Here is a 23,063-nt window from a genome sequence, read left to right as displayed (position 1 = left end):
ACGATTTTCAGAGGCCGCGGTCCCGCGAGCTGCCGCGCCGCGGCTGGCCGGCTCCGAACCCCGGAGGCAGGCTGCCCGGCTTGCGACCGCTCCTGAGCGTTTCGACGCCGACGATGACTTCGTCGGCTTCCTTGATGTCTCCGGCGACGAGTTCGGTCACGTTCCCGTCGGAAATGCCCGTCTGGATCCGCACCGGCTCCGGATCGCCCGAGCTGCCCAGCCGCCAGACCGTCCTCCCCGGTACGCCCTGGGCTCCCGCTCCCCCGGTCGGCCGAGGCCGCTGCCCGCCCGCGCCGGGGCCCGATCCGTCGGCAGAGCCGGTCCGTTCCGAGCCCTCGGCGCGGACGAGGGCAGGCTTCGGCGGAACGAACCGCAGCGCGGCGTTGGGCACCTTCAGCACGCCGTCCTTCGCGGCCACGATAATGGACACGTTCGCGGTCATGCCGGGCTTCAGCCGCAGATCCCTGTTGTCCACCCCGACCACCACGTCATAGGTCACCACGTTCTGGACGCTGATCGGGGCGTTGCGGACCTGCCGGACGGTTCCCTGGAACTGCTCGCCCGGATACGCGTCCACCGTGAACGCCGCCTTCCCTCCCTCGACGATGCCGCCGATGTCAGCCTCGCTGACGTTGGTATCCACCTGCATCTTGGTCAGATCCTCGGCGATCACGAACAGGGTGGGAATGGAAAAGCTGGCTGAGACCCGTTGACCGATCTCGACCAAGCGCGAAATCACGACGCCGTCCACCGGGGAACGGATGACCGTGTACGTGAGGTCCAACTCGGCGGCCTCCAGCGCCGCCTGCGCCTGCTTGACCGCCGCCTCGGCCACCGCCAACTGGGCGACCGCGCTTTCGTGGGCCGTGACCGCCACGTCCACGTCGTTCTGGGACACGAACTGTTGCTTGACCAGCGACTGCACCCGGTCCAGTTCCCGCTTCCGCTGCGCCATCTCCGTCCTGGCTTTGACCACGGCGGCTTTCGCGTTGGCGAGGCTCGCCGCGGCCTGGTCCCGCCGGGCGCGGTAGGGGAACGGATCGATGCGGGCCACGATCTGGTTGGTCTTTACCGTCGAGTTGAAGTCCGCGTAGAGGTTCTGGATCATCCCCGTCACTTGGCTCCCCACCTGGACCGTCGTGACCGGGTTGATCGTGCCGGTCGCCGTGACCACCGAGACGATCGCGCCCCGCTCGAGCGGCGCGGTCCGGTACCGGATCGGGACCTTGCGCTCCCCGCTGAAGAACACGTAGCCCCCGATGGCCAACCCGACGGCGAGAATGCCGATGATCCAGACTGCTTTGCGCACGCGCCCCCAGCTCCCACCGGCGCCGAACGACGGCGTCGGCATCATTCTGCGGTCAGTCAGTCCAAAAAGCAACAGGCCATCCGCCCAGAGACGAATGGCCTGTCTCAACGCTGCCAACGGCTCATCGCGAAAGCTCTCAGAGCCGTCAGCGGATGTTCGCTGCCCGCTGCTCGCCGTATGCTGCCTGGGTCAGGGAGCGACGGTGATCCGGTCTTTGATCACGTCGAAAGTCCCCTTCGGAAGCACGTTCTTTGCGACCAGCTCGCCCTTGAGCTTGTACGGCCGGTTTGCCACCACCCGCTCGGCGACCTCTTTGCTCAGCCCCAAGAACAGCACCATGTCGTTGGCCGAGGCCTTGTTGATGTTCACGGGGGCTAGGCCGGCCTGCTGGCCTGGCGGGGAGGGAACGGGCGAGGCTCCCGGCAACGGCTGCGTCGGAGGGGCCGGCATCTTGGGGGCCGGCGCGACCGGCGCCGGAGGAGTCGGCATGCTCTTGGCCTGCGGCCGCAAAGCGGCAGGCGGCGCCATCTCGACGGGGCGTTGCCGATCTTTCAATTCCTTCTGGTACCGGGCCACGGTTGCCTGCAAGGTTTCGCTGCGGTGCTTGGCCTCATCGTATTCCTGTTTCAGCGCCTTCTGTTGGGCGGTGAGATCCTTGATCTTCTGCTCCTGGTCCCGGATCCGCGCTTCGATCGCCTCCCGATCCCGGTCGCGGCTGTCTTTCAAACGCTGCAACTCGGCCAAGGCCGTCTCCGCCTCACCGACCAGCTTGGCGTTGGATTCTTTGATGCTTTTCATCTGCTGCTCGAGCGCGTTCTTCTGGGCCCGCACCTTCTCCAACTCGGTCCTGGCGGCTTCGGTCTCCTCCACCGCCATCTTGTACTTGCTCTCCGAAACGAGGCAGCCGCTAGCAGCCATCGCCGCGACAAGGACCACGCCTGATGCGAGAAACTTGCTCATTCAGCCCTCCCTTCACGTAGCCGGAAGCAGGCAGCCGCCTCTCCCGCCGCCGATCGCCGCCGCCGAGCGTTTCCGGGCAGATGTGTAGTCCATCAGCCCCATTTTGTCAATAGAGGCCGCGACTTCCATGCGGTTCCCGACTGTACGCCGTTTGTCTTGACTCGGCCATACGACTCTGTGATTATGCGCCTTGCTCGCGACCAGGCAGTGGGCGCGGCGCACGCGGGGAGGCGCGATGTCGGATTGGGGACCGGGTCTGGCGGCCTTGCTGGGCCTGGTGGAAGGGCTCACGGAATTTTTGCCAATTTCTTCCACCGGCCATCTCATCATCCTCGGATACTGGCTGAGGTTCACCGGCGCGGTGGCGGTGAGCGTGGAGATCTCCATTCAGCTCGGCGCCATCCTCGCCGTCATCACCTACGAGCGGGAACGGATCGCGGCGGTGCTGGCCAGCGCGGCGAAGGAGCAGGCCTCCTTCCGGAGTCTCATCGAATCCTCCCGCTCGGCCAGCGAGCGCTCCATGCAGGAGGGCTGGAGCTACATCCTCTACCGCTCCTCGGACACTCACCCGAACCTGTGGTTCCTCATCGGCCTGAGCCTGGCGTTCATCCCGGCCGCGGTGGTGGGCCTGTTGGCCAGGGGATGGATCGAGATGTATCTGTTCAACCCGAGGACCGTCGCCGCAGCCCTGATCGTCGGCGGGCTGGTCATCCTCATGGTCGAAGCGAGACCGCACCGCTCGCACATCACCGATCTCCAGCGCGTCAACTTCATGACCGCGATCCTGGTCGGGCTGGCCCAGTGCTTCTCGCTCATCCCGGGCGTTTCCCGTTCGGGGGCGACGATCGTCGGCGGCCTGCTCACCGGCATGGATCGAAAAGTGGCCACGGAGTATTCCTTCTTCCTGGCCTTGCCCACCATGATCGCGGCCACGAGCTACAAGCTCGTCAGGTCCCGCGAGTTGTTCACGACCGAAGACACGTTCGCTCTGCTCATCGGGCTGATCGTGTCGTACCTCGTCGCCTGGGCGGTGATCGCCGCATTTCTGGCCTTCGTCAAGCGGCACACGCTCCGCGTCTTCGCCTTCTACCGGATGGCGCTCGGGGCCCTCGTGCTGATGATCTTCCGCTGAAGGGACCTCGGGGGAGAAAACGCGTCGGGCTACGGACGGTTCTGCTGCAAGGCCTCGTCCGGCTCTTTCTTCTCGAACGCAAAGTGGGCGATCAGGAAACAGACGCCGACGCTGATGGCCGAGTCGGCCACGTTGAACGCCGGCCAGTGGTAGGTGCCGACGTAGAAGTCCAGAAAGTCGATCACTTCCCCGAACCGCAGCCGGTCCAGAAAGTTGCCGATCGCCCCGCCCAGGATCCCCGCGATGCTGAGCCGCCCGATCCAGTCGTCCTGGCGGAGCCGGAAAAAGATCGTGCCGAGCAGCCCGAGCGCGAACAGCGACGTGCACGCGAAGAAGAACAGCCGGAATCCGTTGCTGCTCGAAGCCAGGATGCCGAAGGCCGCCCCGGGATTCCGGATGTAGGTCAGGCTGAAAAAGCCGGGAACGATGGGGATGGACTCGTGTAGGCGCATGGTCTGCATGATCTGCACCTTGGTCACCTGGTCCAGCACGATCGTGCCCAGGCTGATCAGGGCCAGCAGGCTGTATCGCATCGTCCCGCCGCTCACCGGATCGCCTCGACGCAGCGGTCGCACAGGGTCGGGTGATCGGGGAACGACCCGACCGCGCGGCGATAGTTCCAGCACCGCTCGCACTTCGCATGCTCGGATTTTGCCACGGCCACCTGCAGACTCTCCCCCTGTTCGTCCCCCAACGCCAACGACACCTGCGAGACGATGCACAACGTCGGCAGGTCGGTCTCGTAGCGCGCGAGGAAATCGTAGGTCTCTCGATTGGCGCGCAATCGGACATGAGCCTCCAGCGACGACCCGATCACCTTGTCCCGCCGCTGCTTCTCCAACTCCCCCTGCACGGCGACCCGCACCGCCAGCAGGCGCTCCCACCGGCTCGACAGCTCGGCGTCGCTCCAACGGTCGTCTGGCTTGGGGAACGAGGCCAGGTGCACGCTGGACGTCCCCAGGCTCCTCTTGCAGGCCTCCGGCATCGTCCGCCAGATTTCCTCCGCGGTGAAGCTGAGGATCGGCGCCATCAGCTTGGTCACGGCCACGAGCACGTCGAAGAACACGGTCTGCGACCCGCGACGCTCCGGCGAATCCGCCCGGAACGTGTAGAGCCGGTCCTTGAGAATGTCGCAGTAGACCGAGCTCAGGTCCACCGAGCAGAAATTGTTCAGCGCGTGGAAAATCGCGTGGAACTCGAAGTCCTCGTAGGCCTCCTCGACACGACGGATCAACTCGCCCAGCCGTAAGAGCGCCCACCGGTCCAGCTCGGGCAGGCGCTCGTACGGCACCCGATGGGCCGCCGGATCGAAATCGTAGAGGTTGCTCAGCAGGAACCGGCAGGTGTTCCGGATCTTCCGGTAGGCCTCGACCAGGTGGTTCAGGATCTCCGGCGAGATCCGGAGATCCTCCCGGTAATCCTGGGCCGCCACCCACAGGCGCAGGATCTCGGCGCCGGACTGTTTGATCACGTCCTGCGGCGCCACGACGTTGCCGGCCGACTTGGACATCTTCTTGCCGGCCCCGTCCACCACGAACCCGTGAGTCAGCACCGCCTTGTACGGCGCCTGGCCATCGGTCGTCACGGAAGAGAGCAGCGCGCTGTGGAACCAGCCCCGGTGCTGGTCGGAGCCTTCCAGATAGAGGTCGGCGGGCCACCACTGGCGGGGCTTCAGCACCGCCGCGTGGCTCACGCCCGATTCGAACCAGACGTCCAAAATGTCCCGCTCTTTTTCGAACGAACCCCCGCCGCACTTTCGGCAGGTTGTGCCGCCAGGGATCAGCTCCGCCGCCTGCTTCTCGAACCACACGTCCGCCCCCTGCCGCTCGACCAGCGCCGCGACATGCTCGATCACCTTGGGATCGGCCAAGACCTCTTTACAGGCTGTGCAGGTGAAGCCGGGGATCGGCACGCCCCAGACCCGCTGGCGGGAGAGGCACCAGTCCGGGCGGTTCTCGATCATCCCGTGGATGCGATCCCGCCCCCAGGGCGGAATCCAGCCCTTGTGCTCCGCGATCTGGTCAATGGCGGCGAGCGCTTTCGCCCGCAGGTGGTTCGTCTCCATCGAGACGAACCACTGTTCCGTCGCCCGGAAGATCACCGGCTGCTTGCACCGCCAGCAGTGGGGATAGGAGTGGGGTAGCGTGCCGCTCCCAAGCAGCCGGCCGTTGGCGCGCAACCGCTCGACGATGCCGTGGTTGGCCTTCAGCACGTGCTGCCCGGCGAACTCCCTGACGGCTTCGGTGAACCGTCCGGCGCCATCCACCGGCGCCACGATCTCCAGCCGCTCGCCCGGCGCTGCAGCCCGCCGGTTGTATTCAAGGACCAGTTCATAGTCCTCCTGCCCGTGTCCCGGCGCGATGTGCACACAACCGGTCCCCTGATCCACCGTAACGAAATCCCCCAGCAGGATGGGCGAGAGCCCGTCGGCTAGGGGCCGATGGGTTTCCAACCCCAGGAATCCCTCGTTCCCCTTCCTGGTTCCGAGCACTCGATAATCCGAGAGCGCGCAGGCCTTGGCAACCCCGTCCACGAGGTTGCGCGCGACGACGAGCACCTCCTGGCCCACCTTCACGAAGGCATAGTCAATTTCGGGATGGAGACAGACCGCTTGGTTCGCGGGCAGCGTCCAAGGGGTCGTGGTCCAGATGACCACCGAGACGCTCTTCACCTCTTTGGGAAACGGCAGCTTCCATACAGCTGCGCTGCCCAGAATATCCGGTCCGTTGACCAGCGGGAACTTAACGTAGATGGACGGCGAGGTATGGTCTTCATACTCCACCTCAGCCTCGGCGAGGGCGGTCTGATCCACCGTGCACCAGAGGACCGGCTTAAGCCCCTTGTACACACCGCCCTTGGCCACAAATTTGCTGAACTCGCGCAGGATGGTCGCCTCATAGGCCGGGTCCATCGTGAGGTAGGGATGGTCCCAGTCCCCGAGCACGCCCAGGCGCTTGAACTCGTCCCGCTGGATGTTCAGGTATTTCTCTGCATAGTCGCGGCAGAGCTTGCGGATCGCCGGCGTGTCCAGCCCCTTCTTCTTTTCGCCGAGCTCCTTCAGCACCTGGTGCTCGATCGGCAGCCCGTGGCAATCCCAGCCCGGCACGTAGGGGGCCCAGTAGCCGGCCATGGTCTTGGACTTGACGATGATGTCCTTGAGGATCTTATTGAGCGCGTGGCCGATGTGGATGCGCCCGTTGGCGTACGGCGGGCCGTCATGAAGGATATAGGGCCGGCGCCCCCGCCCGGCCTCCTGAATCCGCTCGTAGAGCCGTTCTTCTTCCCAACAGGCAAGCTGCTCCGGCTCCCGCTGCGGCAGGTTCGCCTTCATCGGGAAATCGGTGCGCGGGAGGTTGAGCGTCGCTTTATAGTCCATTGAGACCGCCCGTAGAGCAGTCAGCCATCAGCATGCAGCGATTGAAAGTGGTCCGGGCTGTGAGCTGCCGCTGAGCGCTTTCAACTCACCGCCATCATGCGGTCCAGCGCGATCCTGGCCCAGGCCTTTTCATCGTCCGGCACGACGATGCGGTTCACGACGTGGCCTTCGGCCAAGTTTTCCATCGCCCAGCAGAGGTGGGGAGCATCAATGCGGAACATGGTGGCGCACTGGCAGACCGTGGAGGAAAGGAAGAAGACGTGCTTGTCGGACTGCTCTCGCTTCAGGCGATTGACCAGATTCAGCTCGGTCCCCACCGCCCAGGTCGTTCCGGCTGGGGCCGAGCGAACCGTCCGGATGATGAACTCGGTGGAGCCGACCAGGTCGGCTTTGTTGACGACGTCCTCGTGACATTCCGGATGCACGATGACCTTGCCGTCCGGGTACTTCCGCCGGAAGTAGTCCACGTGGGCCGGCTGGAACATCTGGTGCACGCTGCAATGGCCCTTCCACAGGATGAGCCGGGCCTTGCGGACTGCGTCCGCCGTATGCCCCCCGTTCGGCATGAAGGGGTCCCACACGATCATCTGCTCGCGCGGCAAGCCCATCCTGTTGGCCGTGTTGCGGCCCAGGTGCTCGTCGGGGAAGAACAGGAGCTTCTCGCGACGGGCCCAGGCCCAGTCCATCACCGCTTTGGCGTTGGAAGAAGTGCAGGTGATCCCGCCGTGCTCGCCGCAGAATGCCTTGAGCACCGCCGCCGAGTTGACGTAGACGACCGGCGTCACGGCCTCTTCAACCGGCAGGATGCGGGAGAGCGACTCCCAACACTGGTCCACCTGCTCGATCGCAGCCATGTCCGCCATCGAGCAGCCGGCCGACAGGTCCGGAAGAATGACGGTCTGCCCCGAGCGGCTGAGGATGTCGGCGGTCTCGGCCATGAAGTGCACGCCGCAGAAGACGATGTGGGGCCGTTCGGCGCGCTCAGCCGCGAGCTTGGCCAGCATGAGCGAATCGCCGCGAAAATCGGCGTGCTCGATCACTTCGTCCCGCTGGTAGTTGTGCCCGAGGATCAGCGCCCGGTCGCCCAGGGTCCTCTTGGCCGCCGCCGTCCGCTCGAACAGCTCCTGCGGCGTCAGGGCCTGATACTCCGTCACCGATGTCGGGACCGACGCGAGGGCCTTCACCTTGGTTTGGCTTCCTTTATCCCGGACTGTTGCGGCCAGCCGTTCACAACCGCTCCGGAGCCAGCCTGGACCGCCGCCCGTCTGACGTAAGTGCGCATTCTACGACAGCCGCTCCGGACAATCAACGGCCCGCCCTCCCTCCCAGGGCGGGGCATCCGGTGCGTCGGACCTCCCGGGGCCGATCGGCGCCGGCCCGTTGGTCGGCGGGCCGGTTGACAACCGGAAAAAACGGGGTGTACGATCACCGTCCATAGCTAGGGGAGCCTCACGGCTGAGAGTCCGAATCTCACGGACGACCCTCAGAACCTGACCTGGATAATACCAGCGTAGGGAAGCGGCAGGGCCCATTGGCCTTGGAGACTCTTGGCAGCCGCACCCTTCTACCTGGTGCGGCTTTTTTGTTTTGGAGAAATCAGTTATCGGTAGACAGTTTTCAGTTCTCAGCGAGCGAAGCCTGACAACTGAGTACTGACCCACTGATAACTTTTTTTGGAGAAAGGATCGTTGCTATGAGCACCCAGCAGCCCCATGCCAACGGTTCCGGTAACGGGAACGGCGCAGGGCCTTCTACCCTGACGACGCAGCCGCTGCCCGCGTCGCGCAAGGTGTACGTCGAGGGGACCCTGCCGGGCGTCCGGGTGCCGATGCGGGAGATCGCCCTCACTCCCACACCCGTTGCAACCCGGGGAGCAACGGGTACCCGGGCGGCGAACGGGGGGGAGCCGATCCCCAACCCTCCCGTCACCGTCTACGACACGTCCGGCCCCTACACGGACCCGACGGTGACGATCGACTTGCGGGCAGGCCTCGCCCCGCTGCGCCGCGCCTGGATCACCGGCCGGCATGACGTGGAAGAACTGTCCCAAGTCTCCTCGCAGTACGGCCGGCTCCGGGCCGCGGACCCCAAGCTCGCGCACCTGCGCTTCCAGCACATCCGGAAGCCGCTGCGGGCCAAGGCCAGGATGAACGTGACACAGATGCACTATGCGCGCAAAGGGATCGTCACACCCGAGATGGAGTTCATCGCGATCCGCGAGAACCAGGCGCGGGAGCGGCTGGCCGAGAGCCGCTCGAACGGCAACGGCCACGGGGGCGGCGTCCTCCAGCACCCGGGCCAGGGCTGGGGCGCGGCCATCCCGGCCAGGATCACCCCGGAGTTCGTGCGCGACGAGGTGGCGCGGGGCCGGGCGATCATCCCGGCCAACGTCAACCACCCGGAGTCCGAGCCGATGATCATCGGCCGGAACTTCCTCGTGAAGATCAACGCGAACATCGGGAACTCGGCGGTGGCCTCCTCGATCGAGGAGGAGGTCGAGAAGATGATCTGGGCGATCCGGTGGGGCGCGGACACGGTCATGGACCTCTCCACCGGCAAGAACATCCACGAGACGCGCGAGTGGATCATCCGCAACGCGCCGGTGCCGATCGGCACGGTGCCGATCTACCAGGCCCTGGAGAAGGTCGGCGGGAAGGCCGAGGACCTGACCTGGGAGGTCTACCGGGACACCCTGGTCGAGCAGGCGGAGCAGGGGGTGGATTATTTCACGATCCACGCCGGCGTCCGGCTGGCCTACATCCCCCTCACGGCCGGGCGGATGACGGGCATCGTGTCCCGCGGCGGCTCGATCCACGCGAAATGGTGCCTGGCCCACCACGAGGAAAACTTCGCCTACACGCACTTCGAAGAGATCTGCGAGATCATGAAGGCCTACGACGTGGCCTTCAGCCTGGGGGACGGCCTGCGGCCCGGCTCGATCGCCGACGCCAACGACGAGGCGCAGTTCGCGGAGCTGGAGACCCTGGGCGAGCTGACCCGGATCGCCTGGCGGCACGACGTGCAGGTCATGATCGAGGGCCCCGGCCACGTGCCGATGCACCTGATCCAGGTCAACATGGAGAAGCAGCTCGAGGAGTGCGACGAGGCCCCGTTCTACACCCTGGGTCCCCTGACCACGGACATCGCCCCCGGCTACGACCACATCACTTCCGGGATCGGCGCCGCGATGATCGGCTGGTACGGCTGCGCGATGCTCTGCTACGTGACGCCCAAGGAGCATCTCGGGCTGCCGAACAAGGAGGACGTCAAGGCCGGCGTCATCGCATACAAGATCGCGGCCCACGCCGCGGACCTGGCGAAGGGGCACCCCGGCGCCCAGGCGCGGGACAACGCGCTCTCCAAGGCGCGGTTCGAGTTCCGCTGGGAGGACCAGTTCAACCTGTCGCTGGACCCGGACACGGCCCGCGCCTTCCACGACGCGACGCTGCCCGACCACGCGGCCAAGGTGGCGCACTTCTGCTCGATGTGCGGCCCGCACTTCTGCTCGATGAAGATCACGCAGGACGTGCGCGACTACGCCGCCCGGAAGCAGGTGGACGAGCGGCAGGCGATCCAGATCGGCATGAAGGAGAAGGCCGAAGAGTTCAAGAAGGCGGGAGCGGAGATTTACCTCTAAGTCAAGTTGTCAGTTCTCAGTGATCAGTGGTCAGTTTCAAACTGAAGACTGACGACTGAAAACTGAACACTCTGAGGGAGTCACCATGGAACGGCCCAAACCGGCGCCCTTGCGGGAGCGTGACGTCACCCGCCAGATCGCGCGGGAATATTATAAAGAGTTCGACCAGCTCATCGAGAGCGACGTGATCGTGGTGGGAGCCGGTCCCTCCGGCCTGCTCTGCGCCAGGGATTTGGCGGCCATGGGCTTCCGGACGCTCATCGTGGAGCAGTCCCTGGCTTTGGGCGGCGGGTTCTGGTCCGGCGGCTACCTGATGAACAAGGCCTCGATCTGCGCGCCCGCCCACGAGATCCTGGAGGAGTTCGGCGTCCCCTGCAAGCAGGTCAAGGACTGCGAGGGGATGTATCTGGTGGACCCGCCCCACGCGACCGGAGCCCTGATCGCCGCCGCCTACCGGGCCGGCGCCAAGATCATGAACCTCACGCGCGTGGTGGACCTGATCCTGCGGCAGGACGGCGTGCTCGAAGGAGTCGTGGTCAACAACACCACGGCCGAAATGGCGGGGCACGACGTGATCCACGTGGATCCGATCGCGCTGGAGAGCCGCGTGGTGGTGGACGCCACCGGCCACGACGCGGTGGTCGTGGACCTGCTGCACCGGCGGAACCTGTACGAGAAGGTGCCCGGCAACGGGGCCATGTGGGTCTCGCGCTCCGAGGAGGCGGTCATGGAGCGCACCGGCGAAGTCTACCCCAACTGCTTCGTGGTCGGGCTGGCCGTGGCCGCGGTCTACGGCACGCCGCGCATGGGGCCGGCCTTCGGCTCCATGCTGCTCTCGGGCCGGTACGGCGCCGAACTCATCAGGAAAAAACTGAAGCAGGAATAGGAAGCGTATGGCCTATAGCTGATGGCATATGGCCCGGAAAAGAGGCTGCGGTTTTGACCCCGGTTCCGTGCCATCGGCCGTTTGCCATAGGCCATCAGCTCTTCGTTGCGATCCATGGACATCCAGGATTTTCTCCTGCAGGGCGAAGGCGGCGAAGAGGCCAAACGGGACGCCTGGAACTTGTTCCAGCAGGCCTACGAGCGTCAGATGAAGGGCGAGCTCGAGGAGGCGGTCAACCTCTACAAGCGTTCGATCGACACACACCCGACCGCCGAGGCCTACACCTTCCTGGGCTGGACCTACAGCTTCATGGGCCGGCTGGACGAGGCGATCGAGGAGTGCCACCACGCCATCGCGCAGGACCCGGACTTCGGGAACCCGTACAACGACATCGGCGCCTATCTGATCGAGAAGGGGCAATTCGATGAGGCCATCCCCTGGTTCGAGAAGGCCATGCAGGCCAGGCGCTACGAGAGTCCTGCCTTTCCGCACCTGAACCTGGGGCGCGTGTACGAGCGGAAGGGCCAGTGGGACCGGGCCATCGAAAGTTACAAGAAGGCCCTGACGCTGAACCCCAAGTACGCCCTGGCCAAGCGCTCGCTGAGCCGGCTGATCAGCATGTTGAACTGAACGAAGCAGGCACGAGGCGCAGGGGTGCGGCTTTTCGGGTACTCGTTCAAGGATCCTATGAACCAACCGGATCACAAAGACAAAGTCGTGCTCGTCGCCGTGAGCGACGTATTCTTCTACACGAAGGTCCGGGACGCGCTGCGCGGCGGCGACTACACGCTCGAGCGGGTGCGGACGCAGGAAGACGCGGCGGTCAAGGCTGCCTCCGCTGCGCCGGCCGCCCTGGTCGTCAACCTGAACGAGGAGCGATTCGACCCCTTCCGGGCAATCCAGGACCTTCGAACAGGTGCGCCGGCCCTCCCGATCCTGGCCTTCGCCAACCACGAGGAAGTCGAGGCGTGGCGGCGCGCCAAAGAGCTGGGCGTGACCAAGATCGTCTCCCGCAACGAGTTCTCGGCAAGGACGCGGGAGCTGATCGAGGAACTTACCGTAAGGGGTAAGGCGTGAGGGGTTCTCAGAGGAAGCCGGTCTTTCGTCTCGCGTCTGGCATTTCACGTCTCACGATCCCATGAAGCAAACCCGCCTCCACGACCAGCACGAGAAGCTCGGCGCCGTCTTCGGCGAGGTCGCCGGCTGGACCATGCCGCTCCATTACGGCGATCCGGCGGCCGAGCACCGGGCAGTGCGGGCGGGCGTCGGCCTGGCCGACCTCTCCCACCGCGGGAAGCTGCGGGTCCTCGGCGAGGACCGGGTGAAATGGCTGCAGAGCGTGATCAGCAACGACATCCTGCCGCTGACCGTCGGGCAGGGCCTCTATTCCAGCCTCCTCACCCACAAGGGCAAGATGCTCACCTACTTCCGGGTCTACCTCCTGGCCGAGGCCCTGATGCTGGAGGACGTGGGCGAGATCGGCGAAACGACGTTCCAGGCCCTTCGCAAGTTCCTCCTCTACGGCACCAAGGCCAAGATCGAGAACTGCGCGGAGACCTGGGGGCTCCTGCTTATCAGCGGCCCCAAGTCCAATGACTTGGTCAAAGCCTCGCTCGGAGCCGATGTGGCGGGGCTCAAACCACTGGCCTTCCTCACGCAGCAGATCGACGGGCAAGAGATGTTGCTGATCCGAACGGAGGAGACCGGCGAAACCGACATCGAAATCCTGCTGCCGGCAGACAGATTCATTTCGGTTTGGGAACGGCTCTGGGAGGCAGGAGGTCCGATGGGGCTCAAGCCTTTCGGGATCGCAGCCCGCGAGTCCCTCCGGATCGAGGCGGGGCTTCCAAGAGCCGGCATGGACTTAACCGAAGAAATCGTCCCGCCGGAGGCCAACCTGGAAGGCAAGGCCTTCAGCTTGAGCAAGGGCTGCTATCCAGGGCAGGAGGTGGTCGCCAGGATGGACACCTACGGAAGCGTCAGGCGCCGGCTGGTGGGGCTGGCGCTCAAGGATCCGGTGGTCCCGCCCAGAGGGGCCAAGCTCTTCAGCGGCGAGCGGGAAGTCGGCTGGATCTCCAGCGCGGCCCCCTCCCCTTCACTGGGCCAGGTCATCGCGCTTGGCTTTCCTCTGCGCGACTTCACCCAGCCCGGCACCGAGTTGACCGTCGAACACGACGGTCGGCGATATCCCGCCACCGTCCACGCCCTGCCCTTCCACACCAAAGGCTAGCCGTTCACCGCGCAGCGGGGTGTGGCGCGTAGCCGGGAATGATGGCATACTGAGTTCGTGAATCCGGCCGCACGTTGCGTCAGACTTCAAGCCTGGCAAATCGGTGTTGGTCGGCCGTGTCGGGAGGAAAGACCATGTCGAAAGTAGATCAACTTAAGACGGAGATCGAGAAGCTTCCTCGGGAGGAGTTCACCGAACTCGTCCGGTGGCTGTCAGAAAAGGACTGGGAGCGATGGGATAAGGAGATCGAAGCCGATTCCAAGGCTGGAAAGCTGGATTTCCTGATACGTGAAGCGCTCGAAGAGAAAGCAAAAGGGACGCTAAAGGACCTGTGAAACATCGCACAACGGCTCGGTTTTGGGCTTGCTATGCACACCTTCCGGAAGCTGTCCAAAGAGTGGCCCGACACAACTTCGACCTCCTGAAAGAAAATCCCGCACACCCTTCGCTACACTTCAAAAAGATTGGCAAGCTGTGGTCCGTGAGGGTGGGGCCTCATCACCGGGCGCCGGCTGTTGAGGATGGGGCAGTTTCGTTTGGGTGTGGGTCGGACCTCATGAAGAGTATGAGCGACGCATCAAGCAGCAAGGCTAACTTCGCGCTTCAGCAGATCGCTTGCAGTGACCGCTGAGAGTGGTTGTTAGCCACCGTGCCTGAACCCGTGGCTCTGGCAGTCTGAAGAAAAGTTTACGCCGATCAGGCACCGAGACGCGGCTGACCATGGCGGGAAGGACCGAGGTGATGTTCCGGCAAAGCGGGCAGATCGTCAACCTATTGTCAACTGTCGGCAGTTTCTATTGTCAATCTCGGTGGGACCCTCTGCGAGACCAACCGGGCATCGTCAATCCCTTGCCAACCGGGCACCCAGGAGATTGTTTCCCCGGCTGCCGCCGCTGAACTGAAGACCGTCGTCTTCCCCCCCATTCAGCGTTCAGCATTCATCGTTCACCGTTCCAGCCTACCGTTCCGGATGCCGCGCCGCGGTCACGGCGGCGGCAAAGGTGAGGAGGCTCTTGCGCTCGTTCTCGTCCAGCGCCAGAAGGAGATGCGTCTCGTCCGCGTGCATCAAGCGGAGGCTCAGGAACGGTTCCTCCCGCCGCTTCTCCCGGTTTTCCCAGACCGCGTCAATGATCTGGACCTTGTCAATGTCCCCAAGGGAGACCACATCATACCGGAAATAGGAGTCCCCGATGACCATGTCGTAGAGGACTTTCCCCGCCGTCAACAGCAGCAGGTTGAAACGTCCCTGCTCCTCGTATCCCTCGGGCAGAAACTTGTTCGCGTGGACCAGCGCCACCTTCCGGTCTCCGAGCGCCACCTGGATATTCGCCTTGAGGGCCGGGTAATCAATCTGCAAACCGCGCTCGTCCGGCCCAGTCGCGGCCAGGGCCGCTGCCCTCGCCTTTTCGAACACCTCTTCCGCCGTCATCAACCCAGCCATGTCGTGCTCTCCTTCACCGCTCCGTGGTTGTCGTTCCGCCGCCAGGACGGATCGCTCCCGCCCCGGCGGACGCCTACCCTAGCCGGCTTCCGGGCGAGATTGCAAGGGGGTTAACGATCCTTCCTCGCAGGAATGGTGGTGGTGAAGCGGGACCGGCCGGCCTCGTCAACGATGGCCAGGCCGAGCGCGTCCGGCCCGACCGTGACCAGGCCGAAGTTCAGGAACCCGCTCTCGCCGTGGAGCGTCGTCGGGTTGAAGGCCCGGTCCGGGGGAAGCAGGATGCCGGGAGCGGAGGAGAGGGGGCCGCAGATGAACTCGTGAAAGTCCGTCGCTCCGTCCCGGTCCGGATCGTAGGCATTGATCTGGACGTAGTGTACGTCCGTGGCCAGCCAGACGACGTTCCTGATCCGGCGGTCCAGGATCATCTGGACGATGCCGCGCAGCTCGACCTGGAAGCCCGTCCCGTCCGCACCCCGGGCCCAACTGTCGTTGCCGGAGTTCAGCTTGTTCCCGGTTTTGGGGTTCGACAGCGGCACGCTGGTGGCGATCACCTTCCACGTGGCCGACGAGGCGGCTAGCCCTTCCAACAGCCACCGCCGCTGGGCCTCGCCCAGCATCGTCTTGGAGGGCCCGTCCGGCTCGGCGTTCCGGCTGCGATACTGTCTCGTATCCAGGATGAACAGCTCCAGATCGGCGCTATACCGGACCCGCCGATATAGCCGGAACTCGTCGTCCCCGGACGTCCCGATCGGCCAGTACTCGAGCAAGGCCTGCCGGCCGACCGGCATCAGGGGATCGTGCGGGCCGGAGAAGTTGTTCCTGACCTCGTGGTCGTCCCAGATGACATAGACCGGCACCGAAGCCAGCAGCCGCTGCAACGCCGCGTCGCCTCGCTGGTAGCGGTGCTTGGCCCGGTACTCCTCCAGCGTCGTCGCGAGGAAATCCCCGCCCGGCACGTTGGGCGGGGACGGGCACCGGTCGTCCCCGTAGATCAGGTCGCCCAGCAGGAGCACGAAGGCGGGTTGACGTTGAACGATCTGGTCGAAGATCCGATAGCCGGTTCCTGCGTCCCGGCAGCGCCCCTGCCCGCCGAGGTCCCCGCTCCAAACGAACCGGAGGGGCCGGGAGCTATCCGGGCCGGGAGCCGTGGCAAAGCGGCCCGCCCCGCGATCGCGCGCCGGCTTCAACTCGGCCTCGCCCTCGGGCGGGCCGGTCAGGATCCGGTACCGATAGCCAGTGCCCGGCGTCAAGCCCGTCAATCGCACGGCAGCGGTGAAGTCCCGCGCGCGGCTGGTGGCCACGACCGCGCTTCTGATCGGCGCCGCGGATCGCATGCTTTGCGATCCCATCTGGCCGTCCTCCGGCCACCACTCGACCTGGGACCGAGCGGGACCGTTCGTCCGGAACCAGACCAGGGCCGAGTCGGCCGTGACGTCCCCCGCGGCCACGCCGTGGCTCAGGAGCCGGTCCGTGCCAACGGTGGCGTCTGCGAAGGGGCTGTTTGGTGGGAGCCCCGGCCGGGATTCGGACGTGCACCCATGGACTGGAACCGCCAGGGCCAGGGCCGAAGCCAGCAGGAAGGGGAAAGGACCGGATCCGGAAATCTTCACGGGGCTTTGACATACTGAACCGGACCGGCTCGCGTCAAGCCGGCAGCCCGTTGCATTCGGGCTCGTGGGTCCGGCATACTGCGGTCGAACTTCACATCATCGTGGAGAACCGCAGCAATGAGCACCCAGACCTGTTCCGTGGCGAACTGCACCGTCCGGGCCTACGCTCCCGCCGGAACCAACGCGCTTTGCAAGGACCATTTCCTGAACTTCGTCGCCTGGCGGCGGAAAAAGGGGTCGGCGATGTTCCACAAGTACGCGGCCATGACCATGGAAGAGCGGGACGCCGTCATGACCGAATGGGCCAAGACCCTCGTCGTAGAGGAAAAGTAGCGCCCCTTCCCTCCCTCACCTCACCTGGGAGCCGTGGTGGTGGATCAGGTACCAGCGATCCCCCACCTTTTCGTACAGGTTGGTGGCCAGCACCCGGCTTTCGTGAGCGGTGTCGCCCATCCGGCTCGTGATGTTCTCCGTGCAGATGACCCAGGCGACGTCCTCCGCCACCTGGACCATCACGTCGGTCAGCTCGAACTCCATCGAAAAGGTGTTGTTGAAGATGATGACCCAGGAGTCGCGCACGGCCGGCCAGCCGTCGCGGCGCGTCCAGCCCGGGTGGATGCAGGTGACATAGTCCCGCTGGAGCCAGACCTCGTCCATCCGCTCGATGTCGAGGCCCTCGAAGGCTTCGTAGAACGCCTCGTTCGCCCGCGTCACCGCCTCGATCTGCAGCCTGACCCGCTCTGCTTCTTCGCTCATGGCGCGTATCATACTCGAAACGGCTGCCTGCTGCGAAGGGAGAGACAGGCTCGCCATTTGCGGGAACGACGGGCGGACATCACCGGCCGCCGGCCCTCGCCGACTGCCGGTTCACCAGCCAGACGCCCGCCAGGATCAAGGCGATGCCGGCCAGCTCCTTGCCGCCGATGGACTCGCCCAGGACAAGCGTGGAGAGCACGAGAGCCGCCACCGGGATCAGGTTCACGAAGACGCCGGCCCGGGACGGCCCGATCCCCTGCACGCCGTACAGCCAGGCCTGCTGTCCCAGAGCCGTCGCAAACACGATCAGGTAGCCCAGCGCCCACCAGCCGGACGGAGGCACCGAACCGATCCCGGCGACCATCAGCTTCTGGTCCGTCAAGAGGAGCGGAATCTGAAACAGGATGGAGATCAACAGCGTGGCCCAGTTCACGGTGAGCGGGGAGAAGCGCTCCATCGTCCGGCGACCGCCGACCGTGTAAAGGGCCCAACTGACCAGGCCCAGCACCACCAGCGTCCCGCCCAGCCAGGGTCGCTCTCCAGCCGCGCTCTCGGCTCCGATCCCTGAGACGAGGGCCACGCCGGCAAACGAGACCGCGCAGCCAGCCGCCACCGCCTTGAACGGCAGGTCTCGGAGCAACAGCGAGGAGAGCAGGGCCGTGATGACCGGGCTCGCGCCGATGATGACCCCGGCCGCCGCCGCCCCGATGTACCGGAGCCCGAACAGGGTGAGCAGGTGATTGCCCAGGACCGCCAGCCCCAGCGCGGCGAAGATGCCGAGGTCCCGGCGGGAGAACTTGACCGAGCCGCCCTCCTGCCACCACCAGAGTGGAATCAGGATCCCCAGCGCCCCGATCCCGCGGAGCACGGAGGTTTCGACCGCCGAGAACGACCCGAGGGCCAGCTTCTGGCCGACGATCGAGCCGCCCCACACGACCGCCGCCGTGACGAGCGCGCCGTAGGCCGAGAGTTCCGAGGGTTTACTCATACGGCCACGGCCTATAGCAAGCCGTCCCCACCGCGTCAAGATCTTTCAACTCGCGTGTCCTGTCGGGCGGATGACTAAGACACCGTCCCTGATCGTCACCAGCACCGACGTCACCCGTTGATCCCGGGCCACCAGGCGGTTGAGCTCCTGGATCACGGCGGTGGACTGGTCCGGCGGCGGCTCGAGCAGCACGTCCCCGCTCCAGAGCACGTTGTCAACGAGGATGACGCCCCGCGGCGCGATCAGGTCCAGCGACCGGCGGTAGTAATTGACGTAGTTGACCTTGTCGGCATCAATGAAGATGAGGTCGAACGGCCCGGTCAGGTCGCGCAAGGTTTCCAACGCCGGCCCCATCCGTATTTCGATCTTGCGCCCGTGGGGGCTCCTGGCGAAGTACTTCCTGGCCAGTTCCAACGAGTCCAGGTCGATTTCGCAGGTGATGAGGCGACCGTCCTCGGGCAGCACCTCGGCCATGCACAGCGCGCTGTAGCCGGTGAACGTCCCGATCTCCAACACGTGCCTGGCCCCCACGAGCTGCGTGACCATCTTGAGGAAGGCCCCCTCCAGCGGACCGACAACCATCTGAGGGCTATCCATGGTCCGATAGGTCTCCTCCCGCAGCGCCTGACAGACCTCCGACTCGGCGGCCGAGTGCGCCTCGGCATAGGCTTCGATTTCAGGCAAGACCAGCGCTTTCATGCTCGCTCCTCCCGCTGATTGCAAAACGGCGAACCGGTTGCGTACACTGGCCGGGCATCATACCGCGAAAAGCCGTGAAACGTCAGACGTAAGACGTAAGAGGCGTTAAGGGGAAGGCACGAGGCGAGATGAAAACGTTGGCGACGCTCGAACCCCTGACGGCGCGACTCAAGGAAATCCAGCACCTGACCAGCGCGGCCTCGCTCCTGTCCTGGGACCAGGAGACTTACATGCCGTCCGGAGGAGGCCTGGCCAGGGCGGAACAACTGGCGACGCTCCAGGGACTCGCCCATGACAAGCTGGTCGCGCCGGAGATCGAGGACCTGCTCGGCCGATGGATCGACCCGGCTACCGGGCTTCCGATCGAGACGCCAGGCGATTCCTGGGACGAGCCGTCCCGCGCCCTGCTGCGGGAGGTCTGGCGGGATTTCAGCCGCGCCAAGAGGCTGCCCTCGGAGTTCGTCAAACGCCTGGGCCGGGAATGTTCGCTGGCCCAGCAGGTTTGGACGGAAGCGAGGAAGCAGAGCGACTTCTCCCTGTTCCTGCCGAATCTCCGGACCGTCGTGACGTTGAAGCGCGAAGAGACCCGATACCTCGGCTATCACGACTCCCCCTACGACGCGCTACTCGACACCTACGAGCCGGGCGCCACGGTGGCCGCCTTGCGCCCGCTCTTCGCGACGCTCAAGGCCCGGCTCGTCCCGCTTCTCGGCCGGGTGGTCGCATCCTCCGTGAAGATCGACGACTCGATGCTGTTCCTGCGCTACGAGCCGTCCCGCCAGGTGGAGTTCGGGCGGCTGGTCCTGACCGCCATGGGCTACGATTTCGCCCGTGGACGCTTGGACATGTCGGCCCACCCCTTCACGACCTCCTTCCATCCGACCGACGTGCGGGTGACCACCCGCGTCTACGAGAAGGAGCTGCCGGCCTGTCTGTTCAGTTGCATCCACGAGGGCGGACACGGGCTCTACGACCAGGGCCTGGACCAGGAACGGTACGGGACGCCGCTGGGAGAGGCCCTCTCGCTCGGCATCCACGAGAGCCAGTCCCGCCTCTGGGAGAACTGCGTGGGTCGCTCGCGCCCCTTCTGGCGCTGCTTCTACCCGATGCTGCAGGCGGCCTTTCCCCAGCAGTTGGGCGGGGTCGAACTGGAGCGATTCTATGCCGCCATCAACCGGGTGAAGCCGTCGCTGATCCGGGTGGAGGCGGACGAATTGACCTACAACCTCCACATCATGCTGCGGTTCGAGATCGAGCAGACCTTGATCGAGGAGAAGGTCGGTGTGGAAGACCTGCCGGCGGTCTGGAACGACAAGATGCGGGAGGTCCTCGGGATCGTGCCGGAGCGGGATGCGGAAGGAGTCCTGCAGGACGTGCACTGGTCATTCGGCGCGATCGGCTATTTTCCGACCTACACGCTGGGCAACCTGTACGCCGTGCAGTTCTACGAGCAGGCGCGTCACGAGCTGCCGGACCTGGAGGCGGAGATCGCGGCAGGCCGGCTCACGGTCCTGAAGAAGTGGCTGAACCAGAAGGTCCACCGGTGGGGGCGCACGTTCCGGCCCGATCACCTGATCCTGCGGGTCACCGGCCGCCCGCTCAGCCCTGAGCCGTTTCTCGCCTATCTGGAACGGAAGTACAGCGAACTGTATGGGCTCGAGGCTCGGGACTAGAGGCAAGAGGCGGAAACAGCAGGACGATCGCCCCCTCGTGCCTCGCGCCCCGCGCCTATGCTAGTAGCCTAACGCGGCGTTGAGGCGGGCGGCCATCCTGGGAGACAGGGTGAATTCGCCTTGGACCTCGATCCGGGAGGGCACGAGGATGACCGTGTGGAAGGAGATGTCCCGGATCGGGAGCTTGAACTCCGGCTGCTCGGGGGTGGACAGCTCGACCGCCTCGACGGACTTGGTGATCTCGCCGCTGTCCTGCGGGGCATACTTGGCCACGACCGCTTCGACGATTTCCATGACCTTTTCGTTGGTCTCGCCCCCCTCCACGGCCTCCGGCAGGAGCTTGAGGACCTCCCCAGCCTTGTCCGACGGGCTGAAGTTTTCAAGCCGCTCCTTGCGCCGCAGCGACAGGAGATCGTTGTCCAGATCCTTGCTGAAGGCTCCGTAGGCGTAGCGGAAGAACTCGAAGTGGAACCCCTTGAGCCCCTTGCCGAACAGTTGCAGCTCGCAGAGGAACGCCAGTTGCTGCAGCTTCACGTCCGTCATGAGCCCATGGGGCTCCGCCAGGTGCAGCAGGTGCACCAGCAGCGTCCGGTCGATGGTCATTTCTAGTGGCTTCCGCATACACTCAAGCCAGGCGAGAGGCTCGGGGCACGAGGCGAGAGGGGCCTCTAGCCTCTAGCCACGCGCCCCTGGCCCATTATTTGATCTCCGCGCTGAGTCCCTGGGCCATCACGATCTTCCGGTCCAGGTTGTAGGTGACCGCTTTGGGATGGGTCAGGACCGGGATCAGGCCTGCGGCCGAGGGCACCAGGTTCCCCGACTGTTTGACCCCTCCGAACGCCATCCGCACCCCGGCGCCGATGCTGGGCAAGTTCCAGTAAAAGATCCCGCACTGGAGATGCTCCTCGGCGTACTTGGCCTTGCGGTAATCCTCGGTGATGATGGCTCCGGCCAGGCCGTACTTGGTGTCGTTGTAGACCGCGACCGCCTCCTCGACGCCGCCGACCGGCACGATGGCGACGTGCGGGCTGAAGGCCTCCTCGGTGAGGCAGTAGCTGTCGCTGCGCCAGGGGCCCGTGTAGACGAACGGCTTGAGCCAGTAGCCGTCGGGCGTCGGCGGCGGCTCCGTGTTCCGGTCCAGCAGTACCTGGAATCCTTCCTTGCGCGCCGCCTCGTTGAAACGGCGGCCCTTTTCCACCCCCTGCCGGTTGATCATGGCGCCGTAGAACATGGACTCGTCCAGCGGATCTCCCACTTTCACCCGCTTGGCGTCCGACACGAACCGTTCCGTAAACCGGTCCGCCACCTGCCGGTCCACGAGCAGGCGGCCGGACGTCACGCACCGTTGGCCGGCCGTCTTGAACGCGGAGAGGAGGCTCGCGGTCACCGCCATGTCCAGGTCGGCGTCCTCCATCACGAGGACGGCGTTCTTGCCGCCGGTCTCGATCGTACACACTTTCTGGGGATGTCGGGCGACCTCCTGCTTGATCCTGAGGCCCACCTCGTAGCTGCCGGTGAAGAGGACCACGTGGGTGCGGGGATGGGCCACCAGCGGCGCGCCCACCGCCTCGCCGGTCCCGTGCACCACCTGGAAGACGCCGGCCGGGATGCCGGCCTTCTCGAAATAGCCGGCGATCCGCGCCCCGCACAGGGGGGTCAGCTCGCTCGGCTTGAGGATCACGCAATTGCCCAGGACGAGCGAGAGGCCGGTGAGCCAGAACGGGAGGGCCACCGGAAAGTTCCAGGGGGTGATCGCGACGACCACGCCCCTGGGCTCCAGCACCTCGTGACAGCGCTTGGTCGGCACTTCGTCGCCCAGGATCTTTCCGTATTGGCCGAGGTGCCCGTAGGAGAAGGCGTACTGCGCCGTGTGGATCGCCTCGACCACGTCGGCGCGGGCCTCGTTGATCTGTTTGCCGGCCTCCCGCGCGACGTCGCGGGCCAGGGCCTCCACGTCCTCTTCCATCACCCGGGCGACCCGCAGCAGATACTCCGCCCGCTTGACCAGCCCCAGCTCGCGCCAGGGGCCGAAGGCGCAGTTGGCGGCCTCCACCGCCTCGTCGACGTCGGCCTGGCCCGACTGCGGGAACAGCCCGATCACCTCGCCGGGATTGGCCGGATTCCGACTCTCGAACCAGGCACCAGGCCGGGACGGACACCACAGGCCGTTGATGAAGTTGGGCACCTCTAACGACGCCATCGGAGCCTCCGCGTAGACCAACTGTCAACCAACGCTGAATGCAGAATGACGAACGCGGGATATTCGGAGGCCTTCGTTCCTCATTCCTCGTTCAGCATTGCGCTGAGGGCACTATAGTCTCCGGCCCGGGAGCCAGTCAACGCGGGGCCGATCGCGTCCCTGCGCC

21 protein-coding genes and 1 riboswitch are annotated in these 23,063 nt (G+C 65.3%); of the genes, 9 read left to right on the top strand and 12 right to left on the bottom strand.

Translation table 11 applies throughout. The features are described from left to right. Positions 1-7: 7 nt before the first annotated feature. Both AB1411_03395 and AB1411_03390 read right to left on the bottom strand, forming a co-directional pair. A complete protein-coding gene (locus AB1411_03395; protein MEW6542636.1) occupies positions 8-1,309 on the bottom strand; it encodes an efflux RND transporter periplasmic adaptor subunit in 1,302 nt (433 codons plus the stop codon). A 189-nt stretch (positions 1,310-1,498) separates the two neighbouring features. Beyond that, positions 1,499-2,269, bottom strand: a complete 771-nt coding sequence (locus AB1411_03390; GenBank protein MEW6542635.1) for a helix-hairpin-helix domain-containing protein — start codon at positions 2,267-2,269, stop codon at positions 1,499-1,501. Positions 2,270-2,504: 235 nt separating this feature from the next. Here AB1411_03390 and AB1411_03385 point away from each other — a divergent pair, with 235 nt between their 5' ends. Beyond that, positions 2,505-3,401, top strand: coding sequence for an undecaprenyl-diphosphate phosphatase (locus AB1411_03385; GenBank protein MEW6542634.1), 897 nt, complete (start codon positions 2,505-2,507; stop codon positions 3,399-3,401). Positions 3,402-3,430: 29 nt separating this feature from the next. On the opposite strand, the gene lspA is transcribed toward AB1411_03385, so the two are convergent. From lspA to nadA, 3 genes are all read right to left on the bottom strand, one after another. Continuing rightward, a complete protein-coding gene (gene lspA / locus AB1411_03380) occupies positions 3,431-3,934 on the bottom strand; it encodes a signal peptidase II (GenBank protein MEW6542633.1) in 504 nt (167 codons plus the stop codon). 11 nt (positions 3,935-3,945) lie between these two features. Then, positions 3,946-6,777, bottom strand: coding sequence for an isoleucine--tRNA ligase (gene ileS / locus AB1411_03375; GenBank protein MEW6542632.1), 2,832 nt, complete (start codon positions 6,775-6,777; stop codon positions 3,946-3,948). 80 nt (positions 6,778-6,857) lie between these two features. Next, a complete protein-coding gene (nadA, locus tag AB1411_03370; protein ID MEW6542631.1) occupies positions 6,858-7,961 on the bottom strand; it encodes a quinolinate synthase NadA in 1,104 nt (367 codons plus the stop codon). A gap of 246 nt (positions 7,962-8,207) precedes the next feature. Next, positions 8,208-8,311, top strand: a riboswitch (TPP riboswitch). Positions 8,312-8,470: 159 nt separating this feature from the next. On the opposite strand from nadA, the gene thiC reads away from it, so the two are divergent. The 6 genes from thiC (at position 8,471) to AB1411_03340 (ending at position 13,865) form a co-directional block, all read left to right on the top strand. Next, complete coding sequence (gene thiC / locus AB1411_03365; GenBank protein ID MEW6542630.1) at positions 8,471-10,414, top strand: phosphomethylpyrimidine synthase ThiC; 1,944 nt, start codon at positions 8,471-8,473, stop codon at positions 10,412-10,414. Between the two features lie 85 nt (positions 10,415-10,499). Continuing rightward, complete coding sequence (locus AB1411_03360) at positions 10,500-11,300, top strand: sulfide-dependent adenosine diphosphate thiazole synthase (protein ID MEW6542629.1); 801 nt, start codon at positions 10,500-10,502, stop codon at positions 11,298-11,300. A 114-nt stretch (positions 11,301-11,414) separates the two neighbouring features. Then, positions 11,415-11,930 carry a tetratricopeptide repeat protein gene (locus AB1411_03355; protein MEW6542628.1) on the top strand — a complete coding sequence of 172 codons (516 nt, stop codon included), beginning with the start codon at positions 11,415-11,417 and terminating at the stop codon, positions 11,928-11,930. A gap of 57 nt (positions 11,931-11,987) precedes the next feature. Next, positions 11,988-12,377, top strand: coding sequence for a histidine kinase (locus AB1411_03350; protein ID MEW6542627.1), 390 nt, complete (start codon positions 11,988-11,990; stop codon positions 12,375-12,377). A 61-nt stretch (positions 12,378-12,438) separates the two neighbouring features. Then, positions 12,439-13,530 (top strand): aminomethyltransferase family protein, encoded by a 1,092-nt coding sequence (locus AB1411_03345; protein MEW6542626.1) that lies wholly within the window; start codon positions 12,439-12,441, stop codon positions 13,528-13,530. A gap of 134 nt (positions 13,531-13,664) precedes the next feature. Continuing rightward, on the top strand, positions 13,665-13,865 hold the full coding sequence (locus tag AB1411_03340; protein ID MEW6542625.1) for a hypothetical protein: 201 nt from the start codon (positions 13,665-13,667) through the stop codon (positions 13,863-13,865). Between the two features lie 623 nt (positions 13,866-14,488). On the opposite strand, the gene AB1411_03335 is transcribed toward AB1411_03340, so the two are convergent. Then, entirely contained in the window at positions 14,489-14,971 is a 483-nt protein-coding gene (locus tag AB1411_03335; protein MEW6542624.1) for a hypothetical protein, read from the bottom strand. Positions 14,972-15,081: 110 nt separating this feature from the next. Continuing rightward, the gene (locus tag AB1411_03330) at positions 15,082-16,581 is read right to left on the bottom strand and encodes an alkaline phosphatase D family protein (protein MEW6542623.1); all 1,500 of its coding nucleotides are present in this window, start codon (positions 16,579-16,581) and stop codon (positions 15,082-15,084) included. A gap of 117 nt (positions 16,582-16,698) precedes the next feature. On the opposite strand from AB1411_03330, the gene AB1411_03325 reads away from it, so the two are divergent. After that, positions 16,699-16,914: a hypothetical protein gene (locus tag AB1411_03325; GenBank protein MEW6542622.1), complete on the top strand. Its 216-nt coding sequence runs from the start codon at positions 16,699-16,701 to the stop codon at positions 16,912-16,914. A 15-nt stretch (positions 16,915-16,929) separates the two neighbouring features. Here the strand turns inward: AB1411_03325 and AB1411_03320 are convergent, their stop codons facing one another. The 3 genes from AB1411_03320 to AB1411_03310 form a co-directional block, all read right to left on the bottom strand. Beyond that, entirely contained in the window at positions 16,930-17,337 is a 408-nt protein-coding gene (locus AB1411_03320; protein MEW6542621.1) for a nuclear transport factor 2 family protein, read from the bottom strand. A 79-nt stretch (positions 17,338-17,416) separates the two neighbouring features. After that, the gene (locus tag AB1411_03315) at positions 17,417-18,325 is read right to left on the bottom strand and encodes a DMT family transporter (GenBank protein ID MEW6542620.1); all 909 of its coding nucleotides are present in this window, start codon (positions 18,323-18,325) and stop codon (positions 17,417-17,419) included. A 45-nt stretch (positions 18,326-18,370) separates the two neighbouring features. Beyond that, entirely contained in the window at positions 18,371-19,024 is a 654-nt protein-coding gene (locus AB1411_03310) for a class I SAM-dependent methyltransferase (protein MEW6542619.1), read from the bottom strand. Positions 19,025-19,152: 128 nt separating this feature from the next. Here AB1411_03310 and AB1411_03305 point away from each other — a divergent pair, with 128 nt between their 5' ends. After that, entirely contained in the window at positions 19,153-20,697 is a 1,545-nt protein-coding gene (locus tag AB1411_03305; protein ID MEW6542618.1) for a carboxypeptidase M32, read from the top strand. Between the two features lie 60 nt (positions 20,698-20,757). Here the strand turns inward: AB1411_03305 and AB1411_03300 are convergent, their stop codons facing one another. Both AB1411_03300 and AB1411_03295 read right to left on the bottom strand, forming a co-directional pair. Continuing rightward, on the bottom strand, positions 20,758-21,300 hold the full coding sequence (locus tag AB1411_03300) for a hypothetical protein (GenBank protein ID MEW6542617.1): 543 nt from the start codon (positions 21,298-21,300) through the stop codon (positions 20,758-20,760). Positions 21,301-21,394: 94 nt separating this feature from the next. Continuing rightward, positions 21,395-22,897, bottom strand: coding sequence for an aldehyde dehydrogenase family protein (locus tag AB1411_03295; GenBank protein ID MEW6542616.1), 1,503 nt, complete (start codon positions 22,895-22,897; stop codon positions 21,395-21,397). Positions 22,898-23,063 lie beyond the last annotated feature (166 nt).

The sequence above is a fragment of the Nitrospirota bacterium genome (genome assembly GCA_040757595.1).
In the GTDB taxonomy this organism is placed as follows: domain Bacteria; phylum Nitrospirota; class Nitrospiria; order Nitrospirales; family Nitrospiraceae; genus JBFLWP01.
The sequence above is the reverse complement of the archived record's forward strand: the minus strand, read 5'-3'. Positions and strand labels throughout refer to the sequence as shown.